33 protein-coding genes are annotated in these 24,143 nt (G+C 61.4%); 31 read left to right on the forward strand and 2 right to left on the reverse strand.

Annotation, left to right across the window (positions count from 1 at the left end):
* Positions 1-5 precede the first annotated feature (5 nt).
* The 25 genes from rpsS to dsbD all read left to right on the forward strand — a co-directional run bounded on the left by rpsS (position 6) and on the right by dsbD (position 13,782).
* On the forward strand, positions 6-281 hold the full coding sequence (gene rpsS / locus NRS07_RS02755; protein ID WP_056337578.1) for a 30S ribosomal protein S19: 276 nt from the start codon (positions 6-8) through the stop codon (positions 279-281).
* Positions 278-610, forward strand: a complete 333-nt coding sequence (rplV, locus tag NRS07_RS02760) for a 50S ribosomal protein L22 (protein ID WP_171085678.1) — start codon at positions 278-280, stop codon at positions 608-610. The genes rpsS and rplV overlap by 4 nt, the downstream gene beginning before the upstream one ends.
* Before the next feature lie 11 nt (positions 611-621).
* Complete coding sequence (rpsC, locus tag NRS07_RS02765) at positions 622-1,452, forward strand: 30S ribosomal protein S3 (protein WP_259210931.1); 831 nt, start codon at positions 622-624, stop codon at positions 1,450-1,452.
* Between the two features lie 2 nt (positions 1,453-1,454).
* Positions 1,455-1,874: a 50S ribosomal protein L16 gene (gene rplP, locus NRS07_RS02770; protein ID WP_005663456.1), complete on the forward strand. Its 420-nt coding sequence runs from the start codon at positions 1,455-1,457 to the stop codon at positions 1,872-1,874.
* Between the two features lie 12 nt (positions 1,875-1,886).
* Positions 1,887-2,078, forward strand: coding sequence for a 50S ribosomal protein L29 (gene rpmC / locus NRS07_RS02775; protein WP_091877207.1), 192 nt, complete (start codon positions 1,887-1,889; stop codon positions 2,076-2,078).
* A complete protein-coding gene (rpsQ, locus tag NRS07_RS02780) occupies positions 2,075-2,347 on the forward strand; it encodes a 30S ribosomal protein S17 (RefSeq protein ID WP_091877209.1) in 273 nt (90 codons plus the stop codon). The genes rpmC and rpsQ overlap by 4 nt, the downstream gene beginning before the upstream one ends.
* A 234-nt stretch (positions 2,348-2,581) precedes the next feature.
* Positions 2,582-2,950, forward strand: coding sequence for a 50S ribosomal protein L14 (gene rplN, locus NRS07_RS02785; protein ID WP_155436388.1), 369 nt, complete (start codon positions 2,582-2,584; stop codon positions 2,948-2,950).
* Positions 2,951-2,959: 9 nt separating this feature from the next.
* Positions 2,960-3,274: a 50S ribosomal protein L24 gene (gene rplX / locus NRS07_RS02790; RefSeq protein WP_091877211.1), complete on the forward strand. Its 315-nt coding sequence runs from the start codon at positions 2,960-2,962 to the stop codon at positions 3,272-3,274.
* A gap of 6 nt (positions 3,275-3,280) precedes the next feature.
* Positions 3,281-3,820 carry a 50S ribosomal protein L5 gene (rplE, locus tag NRS07_RS02795; protein ID WP_259210953.1) on the forward strand — a complete coding sequence of 180 codons (540 nt, stop codon included), beginning with the start codon at positions 3,281-3,283 and terminating at the stop codon, positions 3,818-3,820.
* Positions 3,821-3,824: 4 nt separating this feature from the next.
* Positions 3,825-4,130 (forward strand): 30S ribosomal protein S14, encoded by a 306-nt coding sequence (rpsN, locus tag NRS07_RS02800; RefSeq protein ID WP_091877215.1) that lies wholly within the window; start codon positions 3,825-3,827, stop codon positions 4,128-4,130.
* A gap of 14 nt (positions 4,131-4,144) precedes the next feature.
* Positions 4,145-4,540 (forward strand): 30S ribosomal protein S8, encoded by a 396-nt coding sequence (gene rpsH / locus NRS07_RS02805; RefSeq protein ID WP_259210956.1) that lies wholly within the window; start codon positions 4,145-4,147, stop codon positions 4,538-4,540.
* Positions 4,541-4,549: 9 nt separating this feature from the next.
* Positions 4,550-5,083, forward strand: coding sequence for a 50S ribosomal protein L6 (rplF, locus tag NRS07_RS02810; protein ID WP_259210958.1), 534 nt, complete (start codon positions 4,550-4,552; stop codon positions 5,081-5,083).
* Positions 5,084-5,094: 11 nt separating this feature from the next.
* Positions 5,095-5,457 carry a 50S ribosomal protein L18 gene (gene rplR, locus NRS07_RS02815; RefSeq protein WP_259210961.1) on the forward strand — a complete coding sequence of 121 codons (363 nt, stop codon included), beginning with the start codon at positions 5,095-5,097 and terminating at the stop codon, positions 5,455-5,457.
* Positions 5,458-5,469: 12 nt separating this feature from the next.
* Complete coding sequence (gene rpsE / locus NRS07_RS02820; RefSeq protein ID WP_229430318.1) at positions 5,470-5,988, forward strand: 30S ribosomal protein S5; 519 nt, start codon at positions 5,470-5,472, stop codon at positions 5,986-5,988.
* 11 nt (positions 5,989-5,999) lie between these two features.
* Complete coding sequence (gene rpmD, locus NRS07_RS02825) at positions 6,000-6,179, forward strand: 50S ribosomal protein L30 (protein WP_020655693.1); 180 nt, start codon at positions 6,000-6,002, stop codon at positions 6,177-6,179.
* 28 nt (positions 6,180-6,207) lie between these two features.
* The gene (gene rplO, locus NRS07_RS02830) at positions 6,208-6,639 is read left to right on the forward strand and encodes a 50S ribosomal protein L15 (protein ID WP_171085167.1); all 432 of its coding nucleotides are present in this window, start codon (positions 6,208-6,210) and stop codon (positions 6,637-6,639) included.
* Between the two features lie 28 nt (positions 6,640-6,667).
* Entirely contained in the window at positions 6,668-8,002 is a 1,335-nt protein-coding gene (gene secY, locus NRS07_RS02835) for a preprotein translocase subunit SecY (protein WP_259210973.1), read from the forward strand.
* A 19-nt stretch (positions 8,003-8,021) separates the two neighbouring features.
* Positions 8,022-8,240, forward strand: coding sequence for a translation initiation factor IF-1 (infA, locus tag NRS07_RS02840; RefSeq protein WP_010812378.1), 219 nt, complete (start codon positions 8,022-8,024; stop codon positions 8,238-8,240).
* Positions 8,241-8,275: 35 nt separating this feature from the next.
* Positions 8,276-8,389 carry a 50S ribosomal protein L36 gene (gene rpmJ / locus NRS07_RS02845; RefSeq protein WP_005663407.1) on the forward strand — a complete coding sequence of 38 codons (114 nt, stop codon included), beginning with the start codon at positions 8,276-8,278 and terminating at the stop codon, positions 8,387-8,389.
* Positions 8,390-8,401: 12 nt separating this feature from the next.
* Positions 8,402-8,767, forward strand: a complete 366-nt coding sequence (gene rpsM / locus NRS07_RS02850; protein ID WP_056337616.1) for a 30S ribosomal protein S13 — start codon at positions 8,402-8,404, stop codon at positions 8,765-8,767.
* Positions 8,768-8,781: 14 nt separating this feature from the next.
* Complete coding sequence (rpsK, locus tag NRS07_RS02855; RefSeq protein WP_005663404.1) at positions 8,782-9,186, forward strand: 30S ribosomal protein S11; 405 nt, start codon at positions 8,782-8,784, stop codon at positions 9,184-9,186.
* Positions 9,187-9,447: 261 nt separating this feature from the next.
* Positions 9,448-10,071, forward strand: a complete 624-nt coding sequence (gene rpsD, locus NRS07_RS02860) for a 30S ribosomal protein S4 (protein ID WP_259210994.1) — start codon at positions 9,448-9,450, stop codon at positions 10,069-10,071.
* A gap of 218 nt (positions 10,072-10,289) precedes the next feature.
* The gene (locus NRS07_RS02865) at positions 10,290-11,267 is read left to right on the forward strand and encodes a DNA-directed RNA polymerase subunit alpha (protein ID WP_259210995.1); all 978 of its coding nucleotides are present in this window, start codon (positions 10,290-10,292) and stop codon (positions 11,265-11,267) included.
* A 123-nt stretch (positions 11,268-11,390) separates the two neighbouring features.
* Positions 11,391-11,786: a 50S ribosomal protein L17 gene (gene rplQ, locus NRS07_RS02870; RefSeq protein ID WP_259210996.1), complete on the forward strand. Its 396-nt coding sequence runs from the start codon at positions 11,391-11,393 to the stop codon at positions 11,784-11,786.
* Positions 11,787-11,916: 130 nt separating this feature from the next.
* Complete coding sequence (dsbD, locus tag NRS07_RS02875; RefSeq protein WP_259210998.1) at positions 11,917-13,782, forward strand: protein-disulfide reductase DsbD; 1,866 nt, start codon at positions 11,917-11,919, stop codon at positions 13,780-13,782.
* A gap of 46 nt (positions 13,783-13,828) precedes the next feature.
* Here the strand turns inward: dsbD and NRS07_RS02880 are convergent, their stop codons facing one another.
* Positions 13,829-14,293 (reverse strand): Spy/CpxP family protein refolding chaperone, encoded by a 465-nt coding sequence (locus NRS07_RS02880; protein ID WP_259210999.1) that lies wholly within the window; start codon positions 14,291-14,293, stop codon positions 13,829-13,831.
* A gap of 197 nt (positions 14,294-14,490) precedes the next feature.
* On the opposite strand from NRS07_RS02880, the gene NRS07_RS02885 reads away from it, so the two are divergent.
* The 5 genes from NRS07_RS02885 to NRS07_RS02905 all read left to right on the forward strand — a co-directional run bounded on the left by NRS07_RS02885 (position 14,491) and on the right by NRS07_RS02905 (position 22,026).
* Positions 14,491-15,219 carry a response regulator gene (locus NRS07_RS02885; protein WP_259211000.1) on the forward strand — a complete coding sequence of 243 codons (729 nt, stop codon included), beginning with the start codon at positions 14,491-14,493 and terminating at the stop codon, positions 15,217-15,219.
* The gene (locus NRS07_RS02890; RefSeq protein ID WP_259211001.1) at positions 15,216-16,577 is read left to right on the forward strand and encodes an ATP-binding protein; all 1,362 of its coding nucleotides are present in this window, start codon (positions 15,216-15,218) and stop codon (positions 16,575-16,577) included. The genes NRS07_RS02885 and NRS07_RS02890 overlap by 4 nt, the downstream gene beginning before the upstream one ends.
* A gap of 92 nt (positions 16,578-16,669) precedes the next feature.
* Positions 16,670-17,836: an efflux RND transporter periplasmic adaptor subunit gene (locus NRS07_RS02895; RefSeq protein WP_259211002.1), complete on the forward strand. Its 1,167-nt coding sequence runs from the start codon at positions 16,670-16,672 to the stop codon at positions 17,834-17,836.
* Positions 17,833-20,949 (forward strand): efflux RND transporter permease subunit, encoded by a 3,117-nt coding sequence (locus tag NRS07_RS02900; RefSeq protein ID WP_259211003.1) that lies wholly within the window; start codon positions 17,833-17,835, stop codon positions 20,947-20,949. The genes NRS07_RS02895 and NRS07_RS02900 overlap by 4 nt, the downstream gene beginning before the upstream one ends.
* A gap of 102 nt (positions 20,950-21,051) precedes the next feature.
* On the forward strand, positions 21,052-22,026 hold the full coding sequence (locus tag NRS07_RS02905; protein WP_259211004.1) for an IS1595 family transposase: 975 nt from the start codon (positions 21,052-21,054) through the stop codon (positions 22,024-22,026).
* Positions 22,027-22,199: 173 nt separating this feature from the next.
* On the opposite strand, the gene NRS07_RS02910 is transcribed toward NRS07_RS02905, so the two are convergent.
* The gene (locus NRS07_RS02910) at positions 22,200-22,799 is read right to left on the reverse strand and encodes a PEP-CTERM sorting domain-containing protein (RefSeq protein WP_259211006.1); all 600 of its coding nucleotides are present in this window, start codon (positions 22,797-22,799) and stop codon (positions 22,200-22,202) included.
* A 419-nt stretch (positions 22,800-23,218) separates the two neighbouring features.
* Here NRS07_RS02910 and NRS07_RS02915 point away from each other — a divergent pair, with 419 nt between their 5' ends.
* Positions 23,219-24,142 (forward strand): hypothetical protein, encoded by a 924-nt coding sequence (locus NRS07_RS02915; RefSeq protein ID WP_259211008.1) that lies wholly within the window; start codon positions 23,219-23,221, stop codon positions 24,140-24,142.
* Position 24,143: the final 1 nt, after the last annotated feature.

The following is a 24,143-nucleotide window of genomic DNA, read 5'->3' on the forward strand; positions in this document are numbered from 1 at the left end:
AACACATGACTCGTTCATTGAAAAAAGGGCCGTTCGTTGACGCCCACCTGGTGAAAAAAGTCGAAGCCGCGCAAGCGAACAAAGACAAAAAGCCGGTAAAAACCTGGTCGCGCCGCTCGACGATCACGCCTGACTTCATCGGTCTGACGATCGCTGTGCACAACGGCAAGCTGCACGTGCCTGTGTACGTGTCGGAGAACATGGTCGGCCACAAGCTCGGCGAATTCGCGCTGACCCGTACGTTCAAGGGCCACGCCGCTGACAAGAAGGCGAAAAAATAATGGAAACTAAAGCAATCCTCAAAGGCGTGCGCCTGTCGGAACAAAAGGGCCGCCTCGTTGCGGACCTGATCCGCGGCAAGAAAGTTGACGCAGCACTCAACATTCTGCAGTTCAGCCCGAAGAAGGGCGCGACCATCATCAAGAAGGTTCTCGAGTCGGCAATCGCCAACGCGGAACACAACGATGGCGCCGACATCGACGAGCTCAAAGTCGTGCAGATCTATGTTGAAAAGGGCCCGATCCTCAAGCGCTTTACGGCTCGCGCCAAAGGCCGCGGTGATCGCATTTCGAAACAATCCTGTCACATTTACGTGACTGTCGGTAACTAAGGGGTCATACGATGGGTCAGAAAATCCACCCAACCGGCTTCCGCCTGGCGGTCACCCGTAATTGGGCATCGCGTTGGTACGCTGGCAACGGCAACTTCGCCGACATGCTGCAGGAAGACTTGGCTGCACGCGCCTTCCTGAAAAAGAAGCTGAAAAACGCTTCGGTCGGCCGCATCGTCATCGAGCGTCCTGCCAAGAATGCACGCTTCACCATTTACTCGTCGCGCCCAGGTGTCGTGATCGGTAAAAAAGGCGAAGACATCGAAGTGCTCAAGACTTCGCTGGCAAAGATCATGGGCGTGCCTGTGCACGTCAATATCGAAGAGATCCGCAAGCCTGAGATCGACGCGCAACTGATCGCCGATTCGATTTCGCAGCAGCTCGAAAAGCGCATCATGTTCCGCCGCGCGATGAAGCGTGCCATGCAAAACGCCATGCGTCTGGGTGCCGTCGGCATCAAGATCATGTCGTCGGGCCGCCTCAACGGCATCGAAATCGCACGTACCGAATGGTACCGCGAAGGCCGTGTGCCTCTGCACACCCTGCGCGCCGATATCGACTACGGCACCAGCGAAGCATCGACCACCTACGGCATCATTGGCGTCAAGGTCTGGGTCTACAAGGGCGACCGTTCGGTCACCGGCGAAGCCCCAGTCATCGACACCCCGCCGGACGAGAAGAAGCCACGCGGTCCACGTCGTGACGATGGCAAGCCATCGCGCGGCCCACGTCCGGCCGGTGGTGCCCGTCCAGCAACTGCAGCGCCAGTCGTGCGCGCTCGTCCAGCCGTCAAGCTGCCGACGCCAGCCGCCGCTGAGCCAGCTGAGAAAGCAGGAGAATAAGCATGCTGCAACCATCGCGCAGGAAGTATCGTAAAGAGCAGAAAGGCCGTAACACCGGCATTTCGCACACCCGCGGCACCGCGGTCTCGTTCGGTGAATTCGGTCTGAAGGCAGTTGCCCGCGGCCGTATCACTGCACGTCAGATCGAAGCGGCACGTCGTGCCATGACCCGTCACATCAAGCGTGGCGGTCGTATCTGGATCCGTATCTTCCCGGACAAGCCGATTTCGAACAAGCCGGCCGAAGTCCGTATGGGTAACGGTAAGGGTAATCCAGAATACTACGTCGCTGAAATCCAGCCAGGCAAAGTCCTGTACGAGATGGATGGCGTCGCTGAAGAACTGGCACGCGAAGCGTTCCGCCTGGCCGCTGCCAAACTGCCACTGGCTACCACCTTCGTGGTGCGCCAGGTCGGCCAATAAAAGGAGTTGAATATGAAAGCATCGGAACTCCTCGGCAAGGACCAGGAAGCCCTGCAAAAGGAGCTGAATGAGCTGCTCAAGGCCCAGTTCGGCCTGCGCATGCAAATCGCTACCCAACAGCTGGGTAACACTTCGCAGCTCAAGAAAGTACGTCGCGACATCGCACGTGTGAAGACCGTGATGAACCAGAAGGAAGCCAAATGAACGACACCACTAAAACGGCGCTGAAGCGTACGCTGGTCGGCAAAGTCGTGTCCGACAAAATGGACAAGACGGTGACCGTACTGATCGAGCGTCACGTGAAGCACCCGCTGTACGGCAAGATCATCGTGCGCTCGAACAAGTATCACGCGCACGACGAGACTAACGAGGTCAAAGCCGGTGACACGGTCGAGATCACGGAAGGTCGTCCGATCTCGAAGACGAAAGCGTGGACGGTGACTCGCGTTGTGCAACAAGCACAAGTCATCTAAGCCTTAAAATTTGTCTTGCGTGGCCCGCTGGTATCTGGGATACTAGCGGGCTTCGTTCATGTGTTGCCGCAGTTTGTCCCCCTCGGTAAAGCGGCCTGTGTAGCGAAAGTTATTTGGAAAGTCCATCACCCAAACATAGTGCTCCAGCAGGGGCGGTATGGCGGGACCAAGACTGACCGCAGGCCTACGGTTCGCCGTGGGGTTTCTTCGGCTTAAGTTGGGAAAGAAAATACTATGATTCAAACCGAAAGCCGGCTCGAAGTGGCCGACAACACCGGTGCCAAGGAAGTTCTGTGCATCAAGGTGTTGGGCGGTTCCAAGCGCCGTTATGCGAGCATTGGCGACGTGATCAAAGTAACCGTCAAGGTTGCTGCGCCACGTGGTCGTGTCAAAAAAGGTGAAATTTACAACGCCGTGGTTGTGCGTACCGCCAAAGGTGTGCGCCGCCAGGATGGTTCCCTGGTCAAGTTCGATGGCAACGCCGCCGTCCTGCTGAACGCCAAGCTGGAGCCGATCGGTACCCGTATCTTCGGACCAGTGACCCGCGAACTGCGCACTGAAAAGTTCATGAAGATCGTGTCCCTGGCACCTGAAGTTCTGTAAGGATACGACATGGATAAGATTCGTAAAAACGACGAAGTCATCGTTCTGGCCGGTAAAGACAAGGGCAAGCGCGGTGTCGTTCAGAAGCGTGTAGACGCTGAACACGTCATCGTCGAAGGCGTCAACGTCGCTAAAAAAGCGACCAAGCCTAACCCGATGACCGGTGTTACTGGTGGTATCGTCGACAAGACTATGCCGATTCACGTGTCGAACGTCGCGCTGTTCAATGCGGCGACCGGCAAGGCAGATCGCGTTGGCTTCAAAGACCAGGACGGCAAAAAAGTCCGCGTCTTCAAGTCGAGCGGTGAAGTAGTGAAGGGGTAAGAATAAATGGCCCGTCTCCAAGATATTTACAAAGAAAAAGTCGTCGCTGACCTGACCGAGAAATTCGGCTACAAGTCGGTGATGGAAGTGCCGCGCCTGACCAAGATCACCCTGAACATGGGTGTCGGTGAAGCGATCGCTGACAAGAAAGTGCTCGAGCACGCAACTGGCGACCTGACCAAGATCGCCGGCCAGAAGCCAGTGACCACCAAGTCGCGTAAGGCAATCGCAGGTTTCAAGATCCGCGAAGGCTACCCGATCGGTACCATGGTGACCCTGCGCGGCGCACGCATGTACGAATTCCTGGATCGCTTCATCACCGTGGCCCTGCCGCGCGTGCGTGACTTCCGTGGTGTGAACGGCAAGTCGTTTGACGGCCGTGGCAATTACAACATCGGCGTCAAAGAGCAGATCATCTTCCCGGAAATCGATTACGACAAGATCGACGCTCTGCGTGGCATGAACATCTCGATCACGACCACCGCTAAGACCGACGAAGAAGCCAAAGCGCTGCTCGCCGCCTTCAAATTCCCGTTCAGGAACTAAGAGCATGGCAAAACTTGCACTGATTAACCGCGAACAGAAGCGTGCAGACCTGGTGGAGAAATTCGCCGCAAAGCGTGCAGCACTGAAAGCGATCATCAACGACCAGTCGAAGTCGGAAGAAGAGCAATACGAAGCACGCCTGAAACTGCAGGCACTGCCACGTAACTCGGCACCGACCCGCCAGCGTAACCGCTGCGCGATCACCGGTCGTCCACGCGGCACTTTCCGTAAATTCGGTCTTGCCCGCACCAAAGTCCGTGAGTTCGCCATGAAAGGCGAAATCCCGGGTATGACCAAAGCCAGCTGGTAATAGGAGAATATGCAATGAGTATGAGCGATCCTATCGCCGATATGCTGACCCGCATTCGCAACGCACAAGTTGTCCAGAAAACCACGGTCGCAATGCCGTCGTCCAAAGTCAAGGTTGCCATTGCCAACGTCCTGAAGGACGAGGGTTACATTGAAGATTTCGCCGTGTCCACCGAAGGTGGCAAGACGGAACTGAAAATCGGTTTGAAGTATTACACCGGCCGTCCGGTCATCGAGCGCATCGAGCGCGTCTCGCGTCCTGGCCTGCGCGTCTACAAGGGCAAGAACGAGATCCCAACCGTCATGAACGGCCTGGGCGTCGCTATCGTTTCGACCCCGCAAGGCGTCATGACCGACCGCAAAGCACGTGCTACCGGTGTCGGTGGTGAAGTGCTGTGCTACGTGGCTTAAGGAGTAGACATGTCTCGAGTAGCTAAGATGCCAATCGCCGTCCCTGCCGGTACCGATATCGCGATCAACGCGTCGTCGATCACCGTCAAGGGCCCGCTGGGCACCCTGACCCAGGCCCTCACCGGCCAGGTCAATATTGAAAACAACGATGGCACGCTGACGTTCGCCGTGGCTGACGATTCCCGTGAATCGAAAGCCATGTCCGGTACCCTGCGCGCCCTGGTCAACAACATGGTGACCGGCGTGACCAAGGGCTTCGAGAAGAAGCTCAACCTGGTCGGCGTGGGCTACAAGGCAGCAGTGCAGGGCAACGCCCTGAACCTGTCCCTGGGCTTCTCGCACCCGGTGCTGCACGCGATGCCGGAAGGCGTCACTGCTACCACCCCGACCCCGACCGAGATCCTGATCAAGGGTATCGATCGTCAAAAGGTCGGCCAGGTTGCCGCTGAAGTGCGCGCTTACCGCTCGCCTGAGCCTTACAAGGGCAAGGGTGTCCGTTATTCGGACGAAGTGGTGAAGCTTAAAGAAACCAAGAAGAAATAATCGGAGCTGACATGGACAAAAAAGAATCACGTCTGCGTCGCGGACGTCAAACTCGCATCAAGATTGCACAGCTGGGCGTGAACCGTTTGTCGGTTCACCGCACTAACCTGCATATCTATGCAAACCTGATCAGCCCGGACGCAAAGGTGCTGGTGTCGGCTTCGACGCTGGAAGCTGAAGTACGCGCTGAACTGGCTGGCAAGACTGGCGTCGGCGGCAACGCTGCCGCTGCTGCCATCGTCGGCAAGCGCGTCGCTGAAAAAGCACTGAAAGCTGGAATCACCGAAGTAGCGTTCGACCGCTCGGGTTTCCGTTACCACGGCCGTGTGAAGGCGCTGGCGGAAGCCGCGCGTGAAGCCGGTCTGAAGTTCTAAGGAAGAATCGTCATGGCAAAAATGCAAGCGAAAATGCAAAGCGACAAGCCGGATGATGGCATGCGCGAAAAAATGATCGCGATCAACCGCGTGACCAAAGTGGTCAAGGGTGGTCGTATCATGGGTTTTGCAGCGCTGACCGTGGTTGGTGACGGCGATGGCCGCATCGGCATGGGTAAAGGCAAGTCGAAAGAAGTTCCAGTCGGCGTGCAAAAAGCGATGGAAGAAGCCCGCCGCAACCTGATCAAGGTGCCCCTCAAGAACGGTACGCTGCACCACACCGTTACCGGCCGCCACGGCGCCTCGAAAGTGATGATGTCGCCGGCCAAGCCGGGTACCGGCGTCATCGCAGGTGGCGCAATGCGCGCTATCTTCGAAGTGATGGGCGTGACCGACGTGGTCGCCAAGTCGACTGGTTCGTCGAACCCGTACAACCTGGTTCGCGCCACGCTCGACGGCCTGTCGAAAATGAGCACTGCTTCCGACATCGCCGCCAAGCGCGGCAAGTCGGTTGAAGACATCCTGGGTTAAGGGGAACAAACATGGCAAACACTGTCAAAGTTCAGCTCGTCAAGGGCTTGATCGGTACCCGTCAGGATCACCGTGCCACCGTGCGCGGCCTGGGTCTGCGTCGTGTCAACTCGGTCTCCGAGCTGCAGGACACCCCATCCGTGCGTGGCATGATCAACAAAGTCGCGTACCTCGTTAAAGTAGTCTCGTAAGCCTTCGGGCTTACGTACGGAGAAATCAATGGAACTCAATACCATTCAACCAGCTGACGGCGCCAAGCACTACAAGCGCCGCGTCGGTCGCGGTATCGGATCCGGCCTGGGCAAGACTGCCGGCCGTGGTCACAAGGGTCAGAAATCGCGTTCGGGCGGCTTCCACAAAGTCGGCTTCGAAGGCGGTCAGATGCCTCTGCAGCGTCGTCTGCCGAAGCGTGGCTTCAAGTCGCTCAACGCTACCTTCAAGGCGGAAGTTCGACTGTCGGACCTGAACAACCTGGCGGTCGGCGATGTCGACATCATGGTGCTCAAGCAAGCAGGCATCCTGCCAGTGCTGGCGCGCGACGTGCGTGTCATCCTGTCGGGTGAGGTCACCAAGGCGGTGAACCTCAAGGGCCTGAAGGTCTCGGCCGGCGCGAAAGCGGCGATCGAAGCAGCTGGCGGTTCGGTCGCTTAATTGCGACCCAGGCTGATCGGAGCAAAAATTGGCGACTAATTCACAACTTGGTAAAAGCGCTGCGTCCGGATTCCCTTGGGGCCGGCTGTGGTTTTTGCTTGGCGCGTTGGTCGTGTACCGCATCGGTGCTCACATTCCGGTCCCCGGAATTGACCCGGTGCAGTTGGCGGCACTGTTCAAGCAGAACGAAGGCGGCATCCTGGGCATGTTCAACATGTTCTCGGGCGGCGCCTTGTCCCGCTTTACCGTGTTCGCCCTCGGCATCATGCCTTACATTTCGGCTTCGATCATCATGCAGCTCGCATCGATCGTCTCGCCGCAACTTGAGGCGCTGAAGAAAGAGGGCGAGTCCGGCCGTCGCAAGATCACCCAGTACACCCGTTACTTCACGGTGGCACTGGCCTTGTTCCAGGCGTTCGGTATCTCGGTTGCGCTCGAGTCGCAGCCTGGCCTCGTGCTCGATCCTGGCATGGCCTTCCGCTTCGTCACGGTGACGACTCTGCTGACCGGCACCATGTTCCTCATGTGGCTTGGCGAGCAGATCACCGAGCGTGGTCTTGGTAACGGTATTTCGATCATCATTTTTGCCGGTATTGCAGCAGGTCTGCCGTCGGCCCTGGGTGGCTTGTTCACCTTGGTTTCGAACGGTTCGATCGGTAGCTTCTCCGCGATCATCATCGTGGTGCTGGTGGCAGCGGTAACGTATGCCGTCGTGTTCGTGGAACGCGGGCAGCGCAAGATTTTGGTGAATTACGCAAAACGTCAGGTCGGCAACAAGATCTACGGTGGCCAAACCAGCCACCTGCCCTTGAAGCTGAACATGGCCGGCGTGATCCCACCGATCTTCGCTTCCTCGATCATCCTGTTCCCGGCGACGATCGTCGACTGGTTCACGCGTGGCAAGGACTCCACGAACCCGTTCATCGGGTTCCTGAAGGATCTGGCTGCGTCGATGGGTCCAGGCGAGCCGATCCACGCGTTGCTGTATGCGGTGGCGATTGTGTTTTTCTGCTTCTTCTATACGGCGCTGGTATTTAACAGCAAGGAAACGGCGGATAACTTGAAGAAGAGCGGCGCGTTTGTCCCGGGCATTCGTCCTGGTGAGCAGACCGCACGCTATATCGACAAGATTTTGATGCGCCTGACCCTGGCCGGTGCGGTGTATATCACTCTGGTGTGTTTGGTGCCGGAATTCATGACCTCGCAGTGGAAAGTTCCTTTCTACTTCGGTGGTACGTCCCTCCTCATTGTCGTGGTGGTGACGATGGACTTCATGGCACAAGTACAGAATTACGTCATGTCGCAACAGTACGATTCACTGTTGCGCAAGGCGAACTTCAAGGGTGGTATTCCGACACGTTAAGCGGGAAGGCATAGAGCGTATGGCAAAAGACGACGTCATCCAAATGCAGGGGGAGGTTCTCGAGAACCTCCCGAACGCAACATTTCGCGTGAAGCTGGAAAATGGGCACGTGGTCTTGGGGCATATCTCGGGTAAAATGCGGATGAATTACATCCGTATTCTCCCGGGAGACAAGGTGACGGTGGAATTAACCCCGTACGACCTGTCCCGGGCCCGCATTGTGTTCCGCACCAAGTAAAAATCATTAAGTAAACGAACCGAAGAGAGTGCAAAATGAAAGTTAACGCTTCAGTCAAGCGGATCTGCCGCAACTGCAAGATCATCAAGCGCAAGGGCGTGGTCCGTGTGATCTGCGTCGAGCCGCGTCACAAGCAGCGTCAAGGTTAAGAGGAATAACGAATGGCACGTATTGCAGGGGTTAACATCCCAAATCATCAGCACACTGTTATCGGCCTGACGGCGATCTACGGTGTTGGCCGCCCACGCTCGCAGAAGATCTGCGACGCGACTGGTATCGCGACCAACAAGAAGGTCAAGGACCTCGACGATAACGAACTCGAGAAGCTGCGTGACGAAGTCGCGAAGTTTGTCGTGGAAGGCGATCTGCGCCGCGAACTGTCCATGAACATCAAGCGTCTGATGGATCTGGGCTGCTACCGCGGCATGCGTCACCGTAAGGGTCTGCCAGTGCGCGGTCAGCGTACCCGCACCAATGCTCGCACCCGCAAGGGTCCGCGCAAGGCCGCTCAATCGCTCAAGAAATAATCTAGGAACCGACTATGGCCAAGCAACAGAGCAGCGCAGCAGCAGCCCGCGTGCGCAAGAAAGTCAAGAAGAACGTTGCCGAGGGCATCGCCCACGTGCACGCTTCTTTCAACAACACGATCATCACGATCACCGACCGCCAGGGCAATGCCCTGTCGTGGGCAACTTCCGGCGGCGCCGGCTTCAAGGGTTCGCGCAAATCGACCCCGTTCGCGGCTCAGGTCGCTGCAGAAGCTGCTGGCAAGGTCGCTCAGGAATCTGGCGTGAAGAACCTGGAAGTGCGTATCAAGGGCCCAGGCCCAGGCCGTGAATCGGCTGTGCGTGCACTGAACAACCTGGGCATCAAGATCACCGAGATCCAGGACGTGACGCCAGTTCCGCACAACGGCTGCCGTCCTCCAAAGCGTCGTCGTATCTAATCGATACTACGCGCTGACAGGGAAGGGCCCTCGGGCCGTTCTCTGTGGCGAAAAGCCATCATACGGGGCCTTGCGCCCCGTTATGTATTACGAGATTAGCCGGTGCAGAGCCCTGAAATGGGTTATACTGCCCGGCTCTTGTCGCTTGCCGCATATTGTCGGCAGGTGTTTTTAAGCCACGTCCGCTCATTCAATGGGTCGGACTAGCGCCTGGATGCTTGGCATCGCCGGGGCGTGATTAATTCATAAAAGGTAACTAACGTGGCACGTTATATCGGACCAAAAGCAAAACTGTCGCGCCGTGAAGGCACTGACCTGTTCCTCAAGAGCGCACGTCGCTCGCTCGACTCGAAGTGCAAACTGGACATCAAGCCAGGCCAGCACGGTGTCAAGTCGGGTGCCCGCACCTCGGACTACGGCAACCAGCTGCGTGAAAAGCAGAAGGTCAAGCGCATGTACGGCATCCTGGAACGTCAGTTCCGCCGCTACTTCGCCGACGCATCGCGCAAGAAGGGCAACACCGGCGAAACGCTGCTCAAGCTGCTCGAAGCACGTCTCGACAACGTCGCTTACCGCATGGGCTTCGGCTCGACCCGCGCTGAAGCGCGTCAGCTGGTGAGCCACAAGGCATTCACCGTGAACGGCAACGTCGTGAACATCGCTTCGTACCAGGTCAAGACCGGCGACGTGATCGCTGTGCGTGAAAAGGCCAAGAAGCAAGTGCGTATCGCTGAAGCGCTGTCGCTGGCTGAACAAGTCGGCATGCCAAGCTGGGTCTCGGTCGACAGCAAGAAGATGGAAGGCACTTTCCGTTCGTTCCCAGAGCGTAACGAAATCGCTGCCGACGTCAACGAAGCGCTGATCGTCGAACTGTACTCGCGTTAATTGACGACTCGTGGGGCGGTTTGCCGTCCCCTTGTCGTTTCGCGGCGGGAGTGGTGGTGCGGCTGCAGCAACCCCAGGTTGGCGCCTCACACAATGGTATTCGCACCGTTCCCGCCGTGTCATATTCGTTTCACCGCCTGCTCGTCGAGCAGGCGATTATCTTTAATGCCATCAGCCTTATCGGTGTAACGAGCCGAGGGTATTGAAAAGGACATTTCATGCAAAACAGTCTGTTGAAGCCACGTATCATCGACGTCGAAACACTCGGCGCCGGCCACGCGAAAGTCGTGATGGAGCCGTTCGAACGTGGTTATGGCCACACCCTGGGCAACGCGCTGCGCCGCGTGCTGCTGTCGTCGATGACCGGCTACGCGCCGACCGAAGTGACGATCGCTGGTGTCGTGCATGAATACTCGTCGCTGGACGGCGTGCAGGAAGACGTCGTCGATCTGCTGCTGAACCTGAAGGGTGTCGTGTTCAAGGTCCACAACCGTGACTCCGTGACGCTGACCCTGAAAAAGGAAGGCGAAGGCGCCGTGTTGGCTTCGGACATCGACCTGCCGCATGACGTCGAACTGGTCAATCCGGACCACGTCATCGCTCACCTGACCGCCGGTGGCAAGCTGGACATGCAGATCAAGGTCGAAAAAGGCCGTGGCTATGTGCCGGGCAACGTGCGCCGCCTGTCGGAAGATGCCAACAAGACCATCGGCCGCATCATCCTGGACGCCTCGTTCTCGCCAGTGCGCCGCGTGTCGTACGCAGTGGAATCGGCACGTGTCGAGCAGCGTACCGACCTGGACAAGCTGATCATCAACATCGAGACCAACGGCGTCATCACCCCTGAAGAAGCGATCCGCCAGTCTGCCCGCGTCCTGGTGGACCAGCTCAACGTGTTCGCCGCCCTGGAAGGCACCGAAGCTGCCGCCGAAGCGCCATCGCGCGCTCCGCTGGTCGATCCGATCCTGCTGCGTCCGGTCGACGACCTGGAACTGACGGTTCGTTCGGCAAACTGCCTGAAGGCAGAGAACATCTACTACATCGGCGACCTGATCCAGCGTTCGGAAAACGAACTGCTCAAGACGCCAAACCTGGGCCGCAAGTCGCTCAACGAAATCAAGGAAGTCTTGGCTTCGCGTGGCCTGACCCTGGGCATGAAGCTCGAGAACTGGCCACCTGCCGGCCTCGAGAAATAATTGCACTACCTGCCTGGACAATGTCTGTCCGGGCAGTTTTAACCCTTAAGAACCGGTCCGCGGTCATGCAGCTCGCATGAACGATCGAAGAACTGGAATTGAAAACACTCGAAAGGAATCACCATGCGTCACCGTCACGGCCTTCGTAAGCTGAACCGTACTTCGTCCCACCGTCTGGCAATGCTGCGCAACATGACCGTTTCCCTGCTGCGTCATGAAGCCATCAAGACCACCGTCCCAAAGGCCAAGGAACTGCGCCGCGTCATCGAGCCGATCCTGACCCTGGGCAAGACCGACACGCTGGCAAACAAGCGCCTGGCCTTCGCCCGCCTGCGCGACCGCGAAATGGTCCTGAAGCTGTTCGCTGAACTCGGCCCACGTTACGCCAACCGTAACGGCGGCTACCTGCGCATCCTGAAAATGGGTTTCCGCGTGGGCGACAACGCGCCAATGGCGTATGTCGAACTGATGGACCGTCCGGAAGTCACCTCGGTGGAAGACGCTCCAACCGCTGAGTAATCACCACTTGGCACCGAAAGAACCAGGCCCTGCGCCTGGTTTTTTTTCGTGCCTGCACAAAGCTGTCATTGCGCGCGCAAGGCGCGCGCGGTGTACCATGCCGGTGCGCTGAATCAACTCATCCGACACCATGCTTCGATCGTCCCGTTTTTCCCCACGCAGCCTGCTGCAATCCTGCCTGCTGTTGTTGACCGCTTTCTTGCTGCTGGCCGCTGGCGGCGTGCGCGCCGCCGACGACTTCCTCGACCCCGCCGTGGCCTTCCGCTTCGAGGCGCGCATGGCCGGCGACAAGACGGTCGAAGTTCGCTACCAGATCGCCGACGCCTACTACATGTACCGCGAACGCTTCGCGTTTCGTGCCAATGGTGCCGTGCTCGGTACGCCTGAGATACCTCCTGGCAAGGTGAAGTACGATGAAACCTTCCAGAAAGACGTCGAGACCTACAAGAACCAGCTGGTGATCAGGATTCCGGTCGAGGGCAGTGGGCCGTTCACGCTCACGGCAACTAGCCAGGGCTGTGCCGATGCAGGCCTGTGCTATCCGCCGCAGGAGCATACCGCCCAGCTGTCGGCGGGCGGCGCCGCCCCGGCCCGGCCTGCGCTGCCGATCGGTGCCAACCTGCCGCAGGTATCGGTCCCGGCCCTGTCGTCGCAGCCGGCGCAAGAGCGCGCGCCGGATACGCCCGTGGCAGCAACAGCCGGCACCTCTACCACCGCACCGGCTGCGACGCAGGCGCCCTCGGAGATGTCGAGCATTGCCACCGTGCTCGGCGGCGGCCGCTTGCTGGCGATCGTGCCGGCGTTTTTCCTGCTCGGCCTCGGCCTGGCGTTTACCCCCTGCGTGTTGCCGATGGTGCCGATCTTGTCGTCGATCATTGTGGGGGAAGGCAAGGGCGTCCGCCGTTCGCGCGCGCTGCTGCTGTCGGCCACCTATGCGCTCGGCATGGCGATCGTCTATACCGCGCTGGGCATTGCGGCCGGGCTCGCCGGCGAAGGCCTGGCGGCGGCGCTGCAGAACCCGTGGGTGCTGGGCAGCTTTGCGCTGCTGATCGTGGGAATGTCGCTGTCGATGTTCGGTTTCTATGAACTGCAGCTGCCGTCCGCGCTGCAAAGCCGGCTGGCCTCGGCGTCCGGGCGCCAGTCGGGCGGCAAGCTGGCCGGGGTGTTCGCCATGGGCGCCATCTCGGCGCTGATCGTCGGGCCGTGCGTCGCCGCGCCCCTGGCCGGTGCGCTGGTCTACATCAGCCAGACGCGCGACGTGCTGGTGGGCGGCGCGGCGCTGTTTGCAATGGCGGTCGGAATGAGCATTCCCTTGCTGCTGGTTGGCGTGTCGGCCGGCTCGCTGCTGCCGCGCGCGGGCGCCTGGATGGAGTCGGTCAAGCGCCTGTTTGGCGTGCTGATGCTGGCCATGGCGCTGTGGCTGGTCTCGCCGGTGCTGCCGGCAACCGTGCAGATGCTGGGCTGGGCTGCGCTGCTGCTGGGTTACGGCTTCTACCTGATGCGCCGCCACCGCCACTGGGCCGCGATGGCGTTTGGCGCCGCCTTTGCGGTGCTCGGCGCGATGCAGCTGGTGGGCGCCGCCAGCGGCGGACGCGACGCGCTGGCCCCGCTGGCCCACCTCGGTGGCGGTGCCCACCAGGGCCTGGTGTTCAAGCGTATCAAGACCGTGGCGCAGCTTGATGCGGCCCTGGCCGATACCGGCGGCAAGACCGTGATGCTGGACTTCTATGCCGACTGGTGCGTGTCGTGCAAGGAAATGGAAAAGCTCACTTTCGTCGATCCGGCGGTGCAGGCCAGGCTGGCTAATACGGTGCTGCTGCAGGTCGACGTCACAGCCAACGATGCCGACGACAAGGCGATGCTCAAGCGCTTCCAGTTGTTTGGGCCGCCGGCGATCATCCTGTTCGATGGTACGGGTCGGGAAATCGACGATAGCCGGGTGATCGGGTATCAAGATTCGAAGAAATTCCTCGGTTCCCTGTCCCGGCTGCCGTGATTCGACCGCGCGGGCGGACATCTGCCCACGCGCTCAGGCAAACGAATCAGCCGTGCAGCATGCCATGGCCGCCATGATGGCGTCCGCCGTGGCCGCGCTTGCGCTCATCGAACACCTTGCGCTGTGCCGGCGTCAGCGACGCGTACAGGCTGTTCATGGCCGCCAGGCGCGCTTCCATGCGGGCGGTGCGCTGCTTGTGCCTGGCAATGCGGCGCTCCAGGCGCTGCGGCGCGCTCAAGGCGTGGCGCTGTTCCTTGCTCAGGCGCTGGCTGGCACGGTCGCGCTCTGTTGGCGGCATCGTGCTGGCCACGAAGGCCTGCCACCTGGGCTGCTGGGCCGGGCTCAGTTCGAGCGCGTCATGTAGCGCGGCGTGGCGCGCCGCGCGCTGCTCGGCGCGTTTGGCGTGGTGCTCTTGCGGTGTCGCCGGGCCCTGTGCCTGCACGCCGAGCGAAGCGCCGGCGATGCCCAGTGCTGCCAGCGCGATCACGATGTTCTTGCGGATGGTGTTCATGTCGATTCCTTGTGTGAGACTCTGGTGGATGTGCGGCAGCGGGCTGCTCGCTGCACGGTTCCATGATGGCGGGGAGGTGTAACCGAGGGATTTCCCCTGCCCGGATCTTTGTATCGAGATGTTTCGGCGCGATCGGCTTATACATGCCGATACAAAACGTCTGTCCATCCTTGCCTTGAATGCGGATAATTGCGGTTATGGATAATCCCTCAACGATCTTGATCGTCGACGACGACCGCGACATCCGCACCCTGCTGGCCGACTACCTTGAGTCGAACGGCTACCGCACGCTCGCTGCCGCCGACGGCACCGGCATGTGGAAGGCGCTCGACGAGGCGCGCCCGGACCTGATCGTGCTCGACCTGAACATGCCTGGCGACGACGGCCTGACCCTGTGCCGCAAGCTGCGCGCCACCTCGAGCCTGCCGGTGATCATGCTGACCGCCCGCAACGAGCCGCTCGACCGCATCCTTGGCCTCGAGATGGGCGCCGACGACTACCTGCCCAAGCCGTTCGAGCCGCGCGAGCTGCTGGCCCGCATCCGCAGCGTGCTGCGCCGATCGCATGCGATGCCATCGAATGCGCCGTCCGAAAACGTGCAGCAGATGTGCTTTTCCGGCTGGACCCTCGACCTGACCGCGCGCCACCTGCTCAACCCGCAGGGCGTGGTGATCATGCTCTCGGGCGCCGAATTCCGGCTGTTGCGCGTGTTCCTGGAGCACCCGAACCGCGTGCTCAACCGCGACCAGCTGCTGAACCTGACGCAGGGGCGCGACGCCGATCCCTTCGACCGTTCGATCGACATCCAGATCAGCCGCCTGCGCCAGAAGCTGGGCGAAGACGCGCGCATGCCGCAGATTATCAAGACCGTGCGCAATGGCGGCTATGTGCTGGCCGGCCAGGTCACGGTGGAGCCGCAGGCGTGAAAGCGTTTTTTGGATCGATGACCGGGCGGGTGTTCATCACGCTGCTGCTGGGCATCCTGATATCGGCCACGCTGACCCAGCTGGTGGCCGACCTCGAACGCCAGCGCGTGATCGAGCAGCAGCGCGACCAGCACTTGCTCGAGCGCGCCGAGCAGCTCGTGATGGCGACCGAGATCGTGCCGGCCTCGGCGCGCTCGGTCTATCTGTCGGTGGCCAATCGGCCCGGCCTGCGCCTCGAAGTGGCGCCGCCCAAGCCGCCGGCCGAGCCGCCGACCACGTTCGCGCGTGCGCTGGCGGCGCGCCTGGGCGAAGGCTACCGTATCACCTCGTCCGGGCTGCGTCCGCCGTCATGCGACATGCCGCATCGGCAGACCGTGCTGTATGGCCTGATCCGCACCCAGTGGCGGGGCGCATGCGAGGCGCTCAACGTGCGCCTGCGCGACGGTGAAGAGTTGCGCCTTTCGGTGCTGCCGCCGCGCTCGGCCTTTACCGGTCCCGAGACCGATTATCGCAGCGTCATCATTCCGTTCCTGATCAGCATCGCTGCGCTGGCCTATGTGGTGGCGCGCATGACCACGCGCCCGCTGAAGGTGCTGGCGCGCGCCGCGCAAGACCTTGGCCAGGACATCAACCGCGCGCCGCTCGCACTGACCGGCTCCAGCGAGATTCGCCAGGCCAGCGCCGCCTTCAATGCGATGCAGGCCCGCATCCGGCAATACATCTTCCAGCGCACCCAGATGCTGGCGGCGATCACGCACGACCTGCAAACGCCGCTGACCCGGATGCGGCTGCGGCTGGAAAAGGTGGGCGACGCCGAACTGCAGGAACGCCTGGTGGGCGATTTGTCGGCCATGCAGGAAATGGTGCGCGAAGGCCTGGACCTGGCGCGCAGCATGGACACCACCGAAAACATGCACCTGCTCGACCTCGATTCGCTGCTCGAGGCCGTGTGCGCCGACGCCGTCGATGCCGGACAGTCGGTGGAACTCAAGGGCCAGGCCGGCATCGCCATGCTGGGCCGCCCGATGGACCTGCGCCGCTGCCTGGGCAACCTGATCGACAACGCGGTGAAATATGGCCGCAATGCGCGCGTGTGCGTCGAACGCTTGAATGGCGCGGCGCGGGTGCGCATCCGCGACAGCGGTCCGGGCATCCCGGCGTCGGAAATGGGGCGCGTGTTCGATCCGTTCTACCGGGTCGAAACCTCGCGCTCGCGCGAGTCGGGCGGCACCGGCCTGGGCCTGACCATTGCGCGTAACATCGCCGAGCAGCATGGCGGCAGCATCGCGCTGGCCAACCACCCGGAAGGCGGCCTGGAAGTGACGCTGGTATTGCCGGCGTATTACCCGGACAAGTAAAACTGGATGCAATACCGGTACGCAGGTCGACACCATACGTGCACCGGTCAACACCTTAACAAGCCGCAGGCACTGGCGGCATAGGAACGAACATGAACAAGAAAAATATCGGCATCGCCGCCGTGGTCGCGGCGCTGGCCGTGGCCGGCGCCTGGACCATGGGCAAGGACGACGCCGCCCCCGCGCGAGGCGCGCAGGGCCCTGGCGGCGGCCAGGGGCCGACCGCCGTGAACATCGTGTCGCCGAAGCGCCAGGACGTCGGCGTCGAGCTGACCGCGAACGGGATCGTCACGCCGGTGCGCACCGTCGACCTGCATCCGCAGACCACCGCCACCATCAGCAAGGTGCATATCCGCGAAGGCCAGTTCGTCAAGCAGGGACAGGTGATGTTCTCGCTGGACGACCGCGCCGACCGCGCCAGCGTGGCCCAGGCGCAGGCACAGGTGGCGCAAAACCGCGCCACCTTGGCCGACCTCGAGCGCCAGTACCAGCGCAGCCGCGATCTGGCCGCGCAAAACTTCCTGTCCCAGAGCGCCGTCGACTCGCTCAAGAGCCAGGTCGAATCGGCGCAGGCCCTGGTGCAAAGCAATACCGCGGCCGCGCGCGCGCGCCAGGTCAGCGCCAGCTACACCACCATTCGCGCGCCGATGTCGGGCCGCGTCGGCGCCATCGACGTGCATCCGGGCGCCCTGGTGCAGCCTGCCACCTCGCTCACCACGGTCACCCAGCTCGACCCGATCGACGTGGCGTTTAACTTGCCCGAGTCTTCGCTTGGCGCGCTGCTGGCCGCGCACCGCGCCGGCAAGGTGGCGGTGCAGGCCAGCGCCGGCGCCGGCGCCAATACCCAGCCGGTGATGGGCGAATTGACCTTCGTGGACAATGCAGTCGATCCGGCCACCGGCACCATCCGGGTCAAGGCCCAGTTCTCCAACGGCGCCACCAGCCTGTGGCCGGGCCAGTACGTCACCACCAGTGCTACCGTGCAGACCCTGCGCGACGCGGTCGTGATTCCGCAAAACGCCATCATCACCAATACCGAGGGCACCTTCGTCTACGTGATGGGCGAGGGCAACGAAGCGCGCCAGGTCAAGGTGACGCGACTGCACGGTTTTGGTGAGTATGCTGCCGTGAGCGGCCTGGCCGGCACCGAAAAAATCATCACCGAGGGCAAGCAGAATCTGCGGCCGGGCGCCAAGGTGCGTCCAGCCGGCAAGCCCGCCGCCGGCGCCGCGGCTGTTAAACCAGGTGAAAAAGCATGAATCTGTCCGAATTGTGCATCCGCCGTCCGGTCATGGTGGTGCTGCTGTCGCTGACCCTGATCCTGGCGGGCGTGCTGGCCTACATGCAGATTCCGGTTGCCGCACTGCCGAGCTATAACACCCCTGTCATCAACGTCAGCGCCGACCTGCCCGGCGCCAGCCCGGAAACCATGGCCTCGTCGGTGGCGCTGCCGCTGGAAAAGCAGTTCGCGACGATCGCCGGCATCAAGATGATCAGCTCGACGAGCACCGAGGGCGACACCAACCTCACGCTCGAGTTCGATGAATCGATCGACGTCAACCAGGCCGCGATCGACGTCCAGGCCGCGTTGATGGTGGCGCAGCGGCGCCTGCCGCAAGAAATGACCGAGATGCCGTCGTACCGCAAGGTCAATCCGGCGGACTCCCCGATCCTGTTCATGCACATGACCTCGCCGTCGATGGACTTGGCCGACCTCAACGATTATGCGGAAAACCTGGTGTCTCCAGCGATTTCGACCCTTCCCGGCATCGCCCAGGTAACGGTCAATGGCGGCAAGCGCTTTGCGGTGCGGGTGCGGGCAAAGTCCGATCTCATGAACGCGCGCGACATTTCGATGGCCGAACTGGCGGCGGCGCTGCGTTCTGCCAATTCGAATACCCCGCTGGGCATGCTCGACGGTCCTACCCAGACCCTGACCATCCAGGGCGGCGGCCAACTGATGCGCGCCGCCGATTTTGCCGGCCTGATCGTGGCAACCCGCGCCGGCCTGCCGGTGCGCCTGCGCGACGTCGCCGAGGTCGAGGACAGCTACCAGTCGGTCAAGGCCACCGGCAGCCTCAATGGCGAGCGCTCGATCGTGCTGATGGTGCAGCGCCAGCCCAACGCCAACACCGTGCAGGTGGTCGACGCGGTGCGCAAGCTGATGCCGAAATTCGAGCAGCAGTTGCCCAAGTCGATCAAGATCCACCTCGTGAGCGACCGTTCGGTGTCGATCCGCGAAGCGATCCACGACGTCAACCTGACTCTCGCCGGTACCGTGATCCTGGTGATCCTGGTGATCTTCCTGTTCCTGCACCGCTGGACTGCCACCTTTATTCCGGCCGTGACGGTACCGATCTCGCTGCTGGGCGCGCTGTCGCTGCTTTACGCGTTCGGCTATAGCCTCGACAATATTTCCCTACTCGGCATTACGCTGGCGGTCGGCCTGGTGGTCGATGACGCTATCGTGGTGCTGGAGAACATCGTGCGCCACATGGAAATGGGCAAGAAACCGATGCATGCCGCGCTGATCGGTTCGCGCGAGATGGGCTTTACCATCATCTCGATCTCGATTTCGCTGGTCGCCGTGTTCATCCCGATCTTCTTCATGCCCGGCGTGATCGGCCTGCTGTTCCGCGAGTTCGCCGTGGTCGTCGGCCTGGCCGTGCTGGTCTCGGCGGTAGTGTCGCTGACCCTGGTGCCGATGCTGTGCTCGCGCCTGATCAAGGACGGCGGCCACGTCGATCCGAAAGACATGTCCTGGGTCGGGCGCCGCTTCGAGGCCATGTTCACCAATGTGCGCAACAGCTATGGCCGCACCCTCGACATGGCCTTGCGCCACCGTTTCCTGGTGTTGATGCTGGCACTGGGTACCTTCGTGCTGACCGCCGTGCTGTACATGTCCATGCCGAAGGGCTTTTTCCCTGAAGAAGACATCGGCCAGATCCGGGTGACGGTCGAGGCTTCCGAGGACACCTCGTCGATGGCCCTGGTGACACTGCAGGCCCAGGTCCTGGACGTGATGCGCGCCAGCCCGTATGTGCAGGACGTCACCTCGTTTACCGGTGGCGGCAATATCGGCCGCATGTTCATGGTGCTCAAGCCGCGCAGCGAGCGCCCGCCAATGTCGCAGGTGGTCGACGAACTGCGCAAGTCCACGCGCGGGATTGCCGGTGTCCAGGTATTTTTGGCGCCGCTGCAGAACCTGCAACTGGGCGGCCGCCAGAGCAAGAGCCGCTACCAATACACGCTGCAGAGCGTGTCTGGCGGCGAAATCAATAGCTGGGCTGAGAAGTTTCTTGAGGGGATGCGTGCCGACCAGCGCTTCCGCGACGTCACCAGTGATTCGCAGAACAAGGCGCTGCAGGCAACCGTCGACATCGATCGCGACAAGGCAGCGTTGCTGGGTGTCGAAATGGCCGATATCCGCAGCGCACTGTACGCATCGTTCGGCGAGCGCCAGGTGTCGACCATTTATTCTAGCGCCGCCAGCTATTTCGTGATCCTCGAGGCAGCGCCGAGCGACCGTTACCACGACGAGGCCCTGGCGCGGGTGTCGGTGCGCGCCAAGTCGGGCGAGCTGGTCAAGTTGTCGAGCTTTACCACCGTGCGGCGCACGATCGGCCCGCTTGCGGTCAACCACCAGGGCCAGCTGCAGGCAATCACGCTGTCGTTCAACCTGGCGCCCGATGTGCCGCTGGGCGACGCCACCACGGCGATCGAGGACATGGGTCGCCAGATGAAGCTGCCAGCCTCGATCATCACCAACTATGGCGGCGACGCCGCGGTGTTCAAGGATACCCAGTCGAGCCAGCTGATCCTGATCATTGCTGCGATTGGCGTGATCTACGTGCTGCTGGGCGTGCTCTACGAGAGCTACATCCACCCGCTGACCATCCTGGCCGGCCTGCCGTCGGCGGCAGTGGGCGCACTGCTGACGCTGTGGATCTTCGACAAGGACCTGACCCTGATCGCGATGATCGGCATCCTGATGCTGATCGGCATCGTCAAGAAGAACGCGATCATGATGATCGACTTCGCGCTCGACGCCCAGCGCAACGGGGGCATGAGCCCGCAGGATGCGATTCGCGAAGCCTGTATCCTGCGCTTCCGACCGATCTTGATGACGACGCTGGCGGCGATGATGGGCGCGCTGCCGATCGCGCTGGGCATTGGTGCCGGTGCCGAACTGCGCCAGCCGCTCGGCCTGGCGGTGGTGGGCGGGCTGATCTTTTCGCAGGTGATCACGCTGTACATCACCCCGGTCATCTACCTCTACCTGGACAAGTACAGCGGCACCGGCCCAATGACAGACCGGCAACTGGACAGGCTCGAAACCACCCACGGTGTGGCGCACGAGGGGCATCATTGAGGGCGCTGTGCCCGTTAGCTATGGATGAGCACTGAACTGCTGAGCTGAACTGCTGAGCTAATTTGCGGTCCAACCCCTGTCGATCTCGATAGGGAGTGGTAGATGAAAGCGCCACGGTTTGCCAAGCTGTTTGCCCGGCTACCCATGCTCAACCACGCCCAGCGGCTGCAGGTGCTCGATGCCCGGCATCCCGCAGCCGGTCTCGACCGGGCAATCGCCCTGATCGGGCAGATCCGTTCGAAAGGGCGGCGCTGTCCGCAGTGCGGCTGCCAGCGCTACCACCGGCATGGCCAGGCCAACGACCTGCAGCGCTTTCGCTGCTGCCAGTGCCGGCGCACATTTAACGACCTGAGTGGCACGCCGCTGGCGCGGCTCAGGCTGCGCGGCAAGTGGCTCGACTACCTCGGCGCCGTGCTCGACTCCAGGCCGGTGCGCGACGCCGCCAAGCGGATCGGCGTCCATCGCAACACGGCGTTTCGTTGGCGCCATCGTTTCCTTGACCGGGTCAGGCATGACCGGCCAGCGCAGCTCGGCGGCATCGTTGAAGCCGACGAAATGTTTTTGCTCGAATCGCAAAAAGGCTCGCGCACACTCGGTCGCCCGCCGCGCAAGCGAGGCGGCCGGGCCAACGTGCCTGGCATCTCGCGCCACCTCGACTGCATCCTGGTCGCGCGTGACCGCAGTGGACAGACCATCGATGCCGTTACCGGCCGTGGCGCGCTGAAGGTAGCCCAACTGGTGCGGCACCTGTTGCCGAAGCTGGTCCCGCAAGCGCTCCTGGTCACCGATTCGCATGCCGCCTACCGTGCGTTTGCTCGCCAGCGGGGCATCGCCCATCAGGCGGTCAACCTGCGCTCAGGCGAGCGGGTTCGGTTCAGTAAGTGGGGCGCGATCCATGTCCAGAACGTGAACGCCTACCACCGGCGCTTGCGCCAATGGCTGGCGCAGTTCCACGGGGTTGCCTCGCGTTGGCTGCCCAATTACCTGGGGTGGCGTTGGGCACTTGATGGCGGGCGAGTCACTTCCGTCGAGCACTTGCTGCGCATCGCATTCGGAGTCATCCATAGTCAACGGTGACAGCGCCTCATTGAGCACCTGAGTCGGCTTACAAGCGGGTTCAGTGGCGCTACGGGGCAAACTGTAGCGCTACCTCTTCCATAAAAAAACGGATTCACAGTCAATGTGAATCCGTTTTCGCTGGCAGTCGATCCAGTGGCTCAGGTCTCAAGCCTTGGCTCGACGAGGTGTCGTTATGCGCGAGCCGAGGTGTTCTTGGCTTTGCGGCGTCCTGCAGCAACCAGGCCCGCCAGGCCCAGGCCCAGCAGCGCGATCGAAGTTGGCTCCGGCACGTTGACGACGTCCGAGCTGACGCTGAAGCCAGCATTGCGCACATGCAGCGCCCAGCCACCCCAGCCGATCGGGTTCGCCTGCATTCGCATGGTCACTGCCGAGGTGTCGTCCCAGACAATGCTGCTCAGGGCGCTGTTGAGGCTAGCCATGATTGCTGCATTGTGGGTGTAGTCAAAGAACTGGGTGCCAAAAGTGTTGCGGCCGCCACCAAGTGCGTGCTGTGCCCACAGGTGCGTTCCGCCCTGGTACAAGCTCATGACGACGTGATTGCCGTCGGCCCATTGTCCGCCCCAACCCTGGTCGTAGGCGACGCCGCTGCCGGACAGGGACGTGACCATATTGGTGTTTTTTGCAAAAGTGACAGTCGAAACATCATGATATCCCCAGGCCTGGTAGCCGTCGTACGAGCCACTACCACTACCGGTTTGCACAACGCCTGCTACGGCCGAGCCAATGAATGCAGCGGAGAGAGTGACGCAGGCAACAATGTTCTTGATCATTTTATGGTTTCCCTAGTTAGTTATGGTGTGAGACAACCCACACCTAAAAGCAACTACCGTGCCAGCAGGAAAACTTCCATTCAAATCAGTAACTTATATTTCCTTAATGAATGTTCAGTTTGCAAGGTGTAAGATTTTTCGACAGAAAATCGGGTTGTAAAGTGCGCCGAGGCCCACTGCTTGCATGTGCTTAACGGCCATCCGAACCTGGCTGGGCTTGGCAGAACGCACTGACTGCCGCACGATTTCCCTGTGGCGCAGTACAAGTAGCTTGCTGTCACGGCAAAAGCTTGAAAGCCGCCTTAAGGCGCGCCTGGGTGCGCCGTTGACGCAAACCGGTTAGACTGCGGCTCTTGACATGGCCGTAATGGCCACCCACCTGCCATTTATCCAGAAGCCGTCCCAGGAACCGTTTTACCGTGCGCGACCATTCCCATATCTACGACGAGCACGGCGACGTGTGCGCCCATTGCGGCCAGGCGCTGCAGGGACGCACCGTGCTCGCGTACGGGCGCCAGGGCCCGAATCGGCCCGCACTGGCCGCCGCCATCCTGTTGCACCTGCTGCTGGTTGCGCTCTGGCTGTTCCAACCCGAGCAGGACGAGAAGCAGGCCAAGCCGGCATCCGGCGACGAAGGCCAGGTGGTGTATGTCGCGCCCTTGAAGCAGCCGGCCAGGCCGGCGCCGCGCGAGCAGGCGCCCACGCCGGTGCCGAAGGTCAAGCCGGCGCCGAAACCGCGCCAGGAACGCATCGAGATCGCGCGCCTGCCCGACACCATCACCACGCCGCCCGAAGAACCGGTCGAGCAGCCCCAGCCCCAGCCCAAGCAGCAGCCGCAGCCAAAGTTCGACGCCGAGCAGCCGATGGACATGCAGGCCTTTATCGAAGCGCGCCGGCGCCAGCGCGGCGCCACCACCGGCAGCGACCAGCCGTCCGAAGAAAGCGAAGCCGCCCGCGGCACCCGCAATGCGCTGGCCAATATCGCCGCCATCAATGGCCGCGGCCGCGAAGACCGCAACGAGAGCGGCGGCGTGTTCTCGGTGTCGAACAAGACCTTCCACAGCATGGACCTGAAGTTTCGTGGCTGGAATCCAAGCTTCAAGCGCCGCTGGCTGACCCACGTGACGGTGGAGCAGGGCAGCGAGCCGGATATCGAGATCGCGGTGGTCAAGAAAATGCTCGAGCTGATCCGCAAGGAAAAGACCGGGGATTTCGAATGGGACTCGCACCGCCTGGGGCGCATCGTCAAGCTGAGTGCACGGCCGCAGGATTCGGACGCGCTGATCAGCTTCTTGTTCAAAGAAATGTTCCCCGAGTACAAGCCGCCGCCGCAGTGGCGCTAGT

The organism is Massilia sp. H6, from assembly GCF_024802625.1.
GTDB lineage: Bacteria > Pseudomonadota > Gammaproteobacteria > Burkholderiales > Burkholderiaceae_D > Telluria.

Excerpts from the sequence above, each read along its gene's own strand:
- rpsS (WP_056337578.1), top strand. The coding sequence starts at position 6 with ATGACTCGTTCATTGAAAAAAGGGCCGTTCGTTGACGCCCACCTGGTG.
- rpsC (WP_259210931.1), top strand. The coding sequence starts at position 622 with ATGGGTCAGAAAATCCACCCAACCGGCTTCCGCCTGGCGGTCACCCGT.
- rplP (WP_005663456.1), top strand. The coding sequence starts at position 1,455 with ATGCTGCAACCATCGCGCAGGAAGTATCGTAAAGAGCAGAAAGGCCGT.
- rpmC (WP_091877207.1), top strand. The coding sequence starts at position 1,887 with ATGAAAGCATCGGAACTCCTCGGCAAGGACCAGGAAGCCCTGCAAAAG.
- rpsQ (WP_091877209.1), top strand. The coding sequence starts at position 2,075 with ATGAACGACACCACTAAAACGGCGCTGAAGCGTACGCTGGTCGGCAAA.
- rplN (WP_155436388.1), top strand. The coding sequence starts at position 2,582 with ATGATTCAAACCGAAAGCCGGCTCGAAGTGGCCGACAACACCGGTGCC.
- rplX (WP_091877211.1), top strand. The coding sequence starts at position 2,960 with ATGGATAAGATTCGTAAAAACGACGAAGTCATCGTTCTGGCCGGTAAA.
- rplE (WP_259210953.1), top strand. The coding sequence starts at position 3,281 with ATGGCCCGTCTCCAAGATATTTACAAAGAAAAAGTCGTCGCTGACCTG.
- rpsN (WP_091877215.1), top strand. The coding sequence starts at position 3,825 with ATGGCAAAACTTGCACTGATTAACCGCGAACAGAAGCGTGCAGACCTG.
- rpsH (WP_259210956.1), top strand. The coding sequence starts at position 4,145 with ATGAGTATGAGCGATCCTATCGCCGATATGCTGACCCGCATTCGCAAC.
- rplF (WP_259210958.1), top strand. The coding sequence starts at position 4,550 with ATGTCTCGAGTAGCTAAGATGCCAATCGCCGTCCCTGCCGGTACCGAT.
- rplR (WP_259210961.1), top strand. The coding sequence starts at position 5,095 with ATGGACAAAAAAGAATCACGTCTGCGTCGCGGACGTCAAACTCGCATC.
- rpsE (WP_229430318.1), top strand. The coding sequence starts at position 5,470 with ATGGCAAAAATGCAAGCGAAAATGCAAAGCGACAAGCCGGATGATGGC.
- rpmD (WP_020655693.1), top strand. The coding sequence starts at position 6,000 with ATGGCAAACACTGTCAAAGTTCAGCTCGTCAAGGGCTTGATCGGTACC.
- rplO (WP_171085167.1), top strand. The coding sequence starts at position 6,208 with ATGGAACTCAATACCATTCAACCAGCTGACGGCGCCAAGCACTACAAG.
- infA (WP_010812378.1), top strand. The coding sequence starts at position 8,022 with ATGGCAAAAGACGACGTCATCCAAATGCAGGGGGAGGTTCTCGAGAAC.
- rpmJ (WP_005663407.1), top strand. The coding sequence starts at position 8,276 with ATGAAAGTTAACGCTTCAGTCAAGCGGATCTGCCGCAACTGCAAGATC.
- rpsM (WP_056337616.1), top strand. The coding sequence starts at position 8,402 with ATGGCACGTATTGCAGGGGTTAACATCCCAAATCATCAGCACACTGTT.
- rpsK (WP_005663404.1), top strand. The coding sequence starts at position 8,782 with ATGGCCAAGCAACAGAGCAGCGCAGCAGCAGCCCGCGTGCGCAAGAAA.
- NRS07_RS02865 (WP_259210995.1), top strand. The coding sequence starts at position 10,290 with ATGCAAAACAGTCTGTTGAAGCCACGTATCATCGACGTCGAAACACTC.
- rplQ (WP_259210996.1), top strand. The coding sequence starts at position 11,391 with ATGCGTCACCGTCACGGCCTTCGTAAGCTGAACCGTACTTCGTCCCAC.
- dsbD (WP_259210998.1), top strand. The coding sequence starts at position 11,917 with ATGCTTCGATCGTCCCGTTTTTCCCCACGCAGCCTGCTGCAATCCTGC.
- NRS07_RS02880 (WP_259210999.1), bottom strand. The coding sequence starts at position 14,293 with ATGAACACCATCCGCAAGAACATCGTGATCGCGCTGGCAGCACTGGGC.
- NRS07_RS02885 (WP_259211000.1), top strand. The coding sequence starts at position 14,491 with ATGGATAATCCCTCAACGATCTTGATCGTCGACGACGACCGCGACATC.
- NRS07_RS02895 (WP_259211002.1), top strand. The coding sequence starts at position 16,670 with ATGAACAAGAAAAATATCGGCATCGCCGCCGTGGTCGCGGCGCTGGCC.
- NRS07_RS02900 (WP_259211003.1), top strand. The coding sequence starts at position 17,833 with ATGAATCTGTCCGAATTGTGCATCCGCCGTCCGGTCATGGTGGTGCTG.
- NRS07_RS02905 (WP_259211004.1), top strand. The coding sequence starts at position 21,052 with ATGAAAGCGCCACGGTTTGCCAAGCTGTTTGCCCGGCTACCCATGCTC.
- NRS07_RS02910 (WP_259211006.1), bottom strand. The coding sequence starts at position 22,799 with ATGATCAAGAACATTGTTGCCTGCGTCACTCTCTCCGCTGCATTCATT.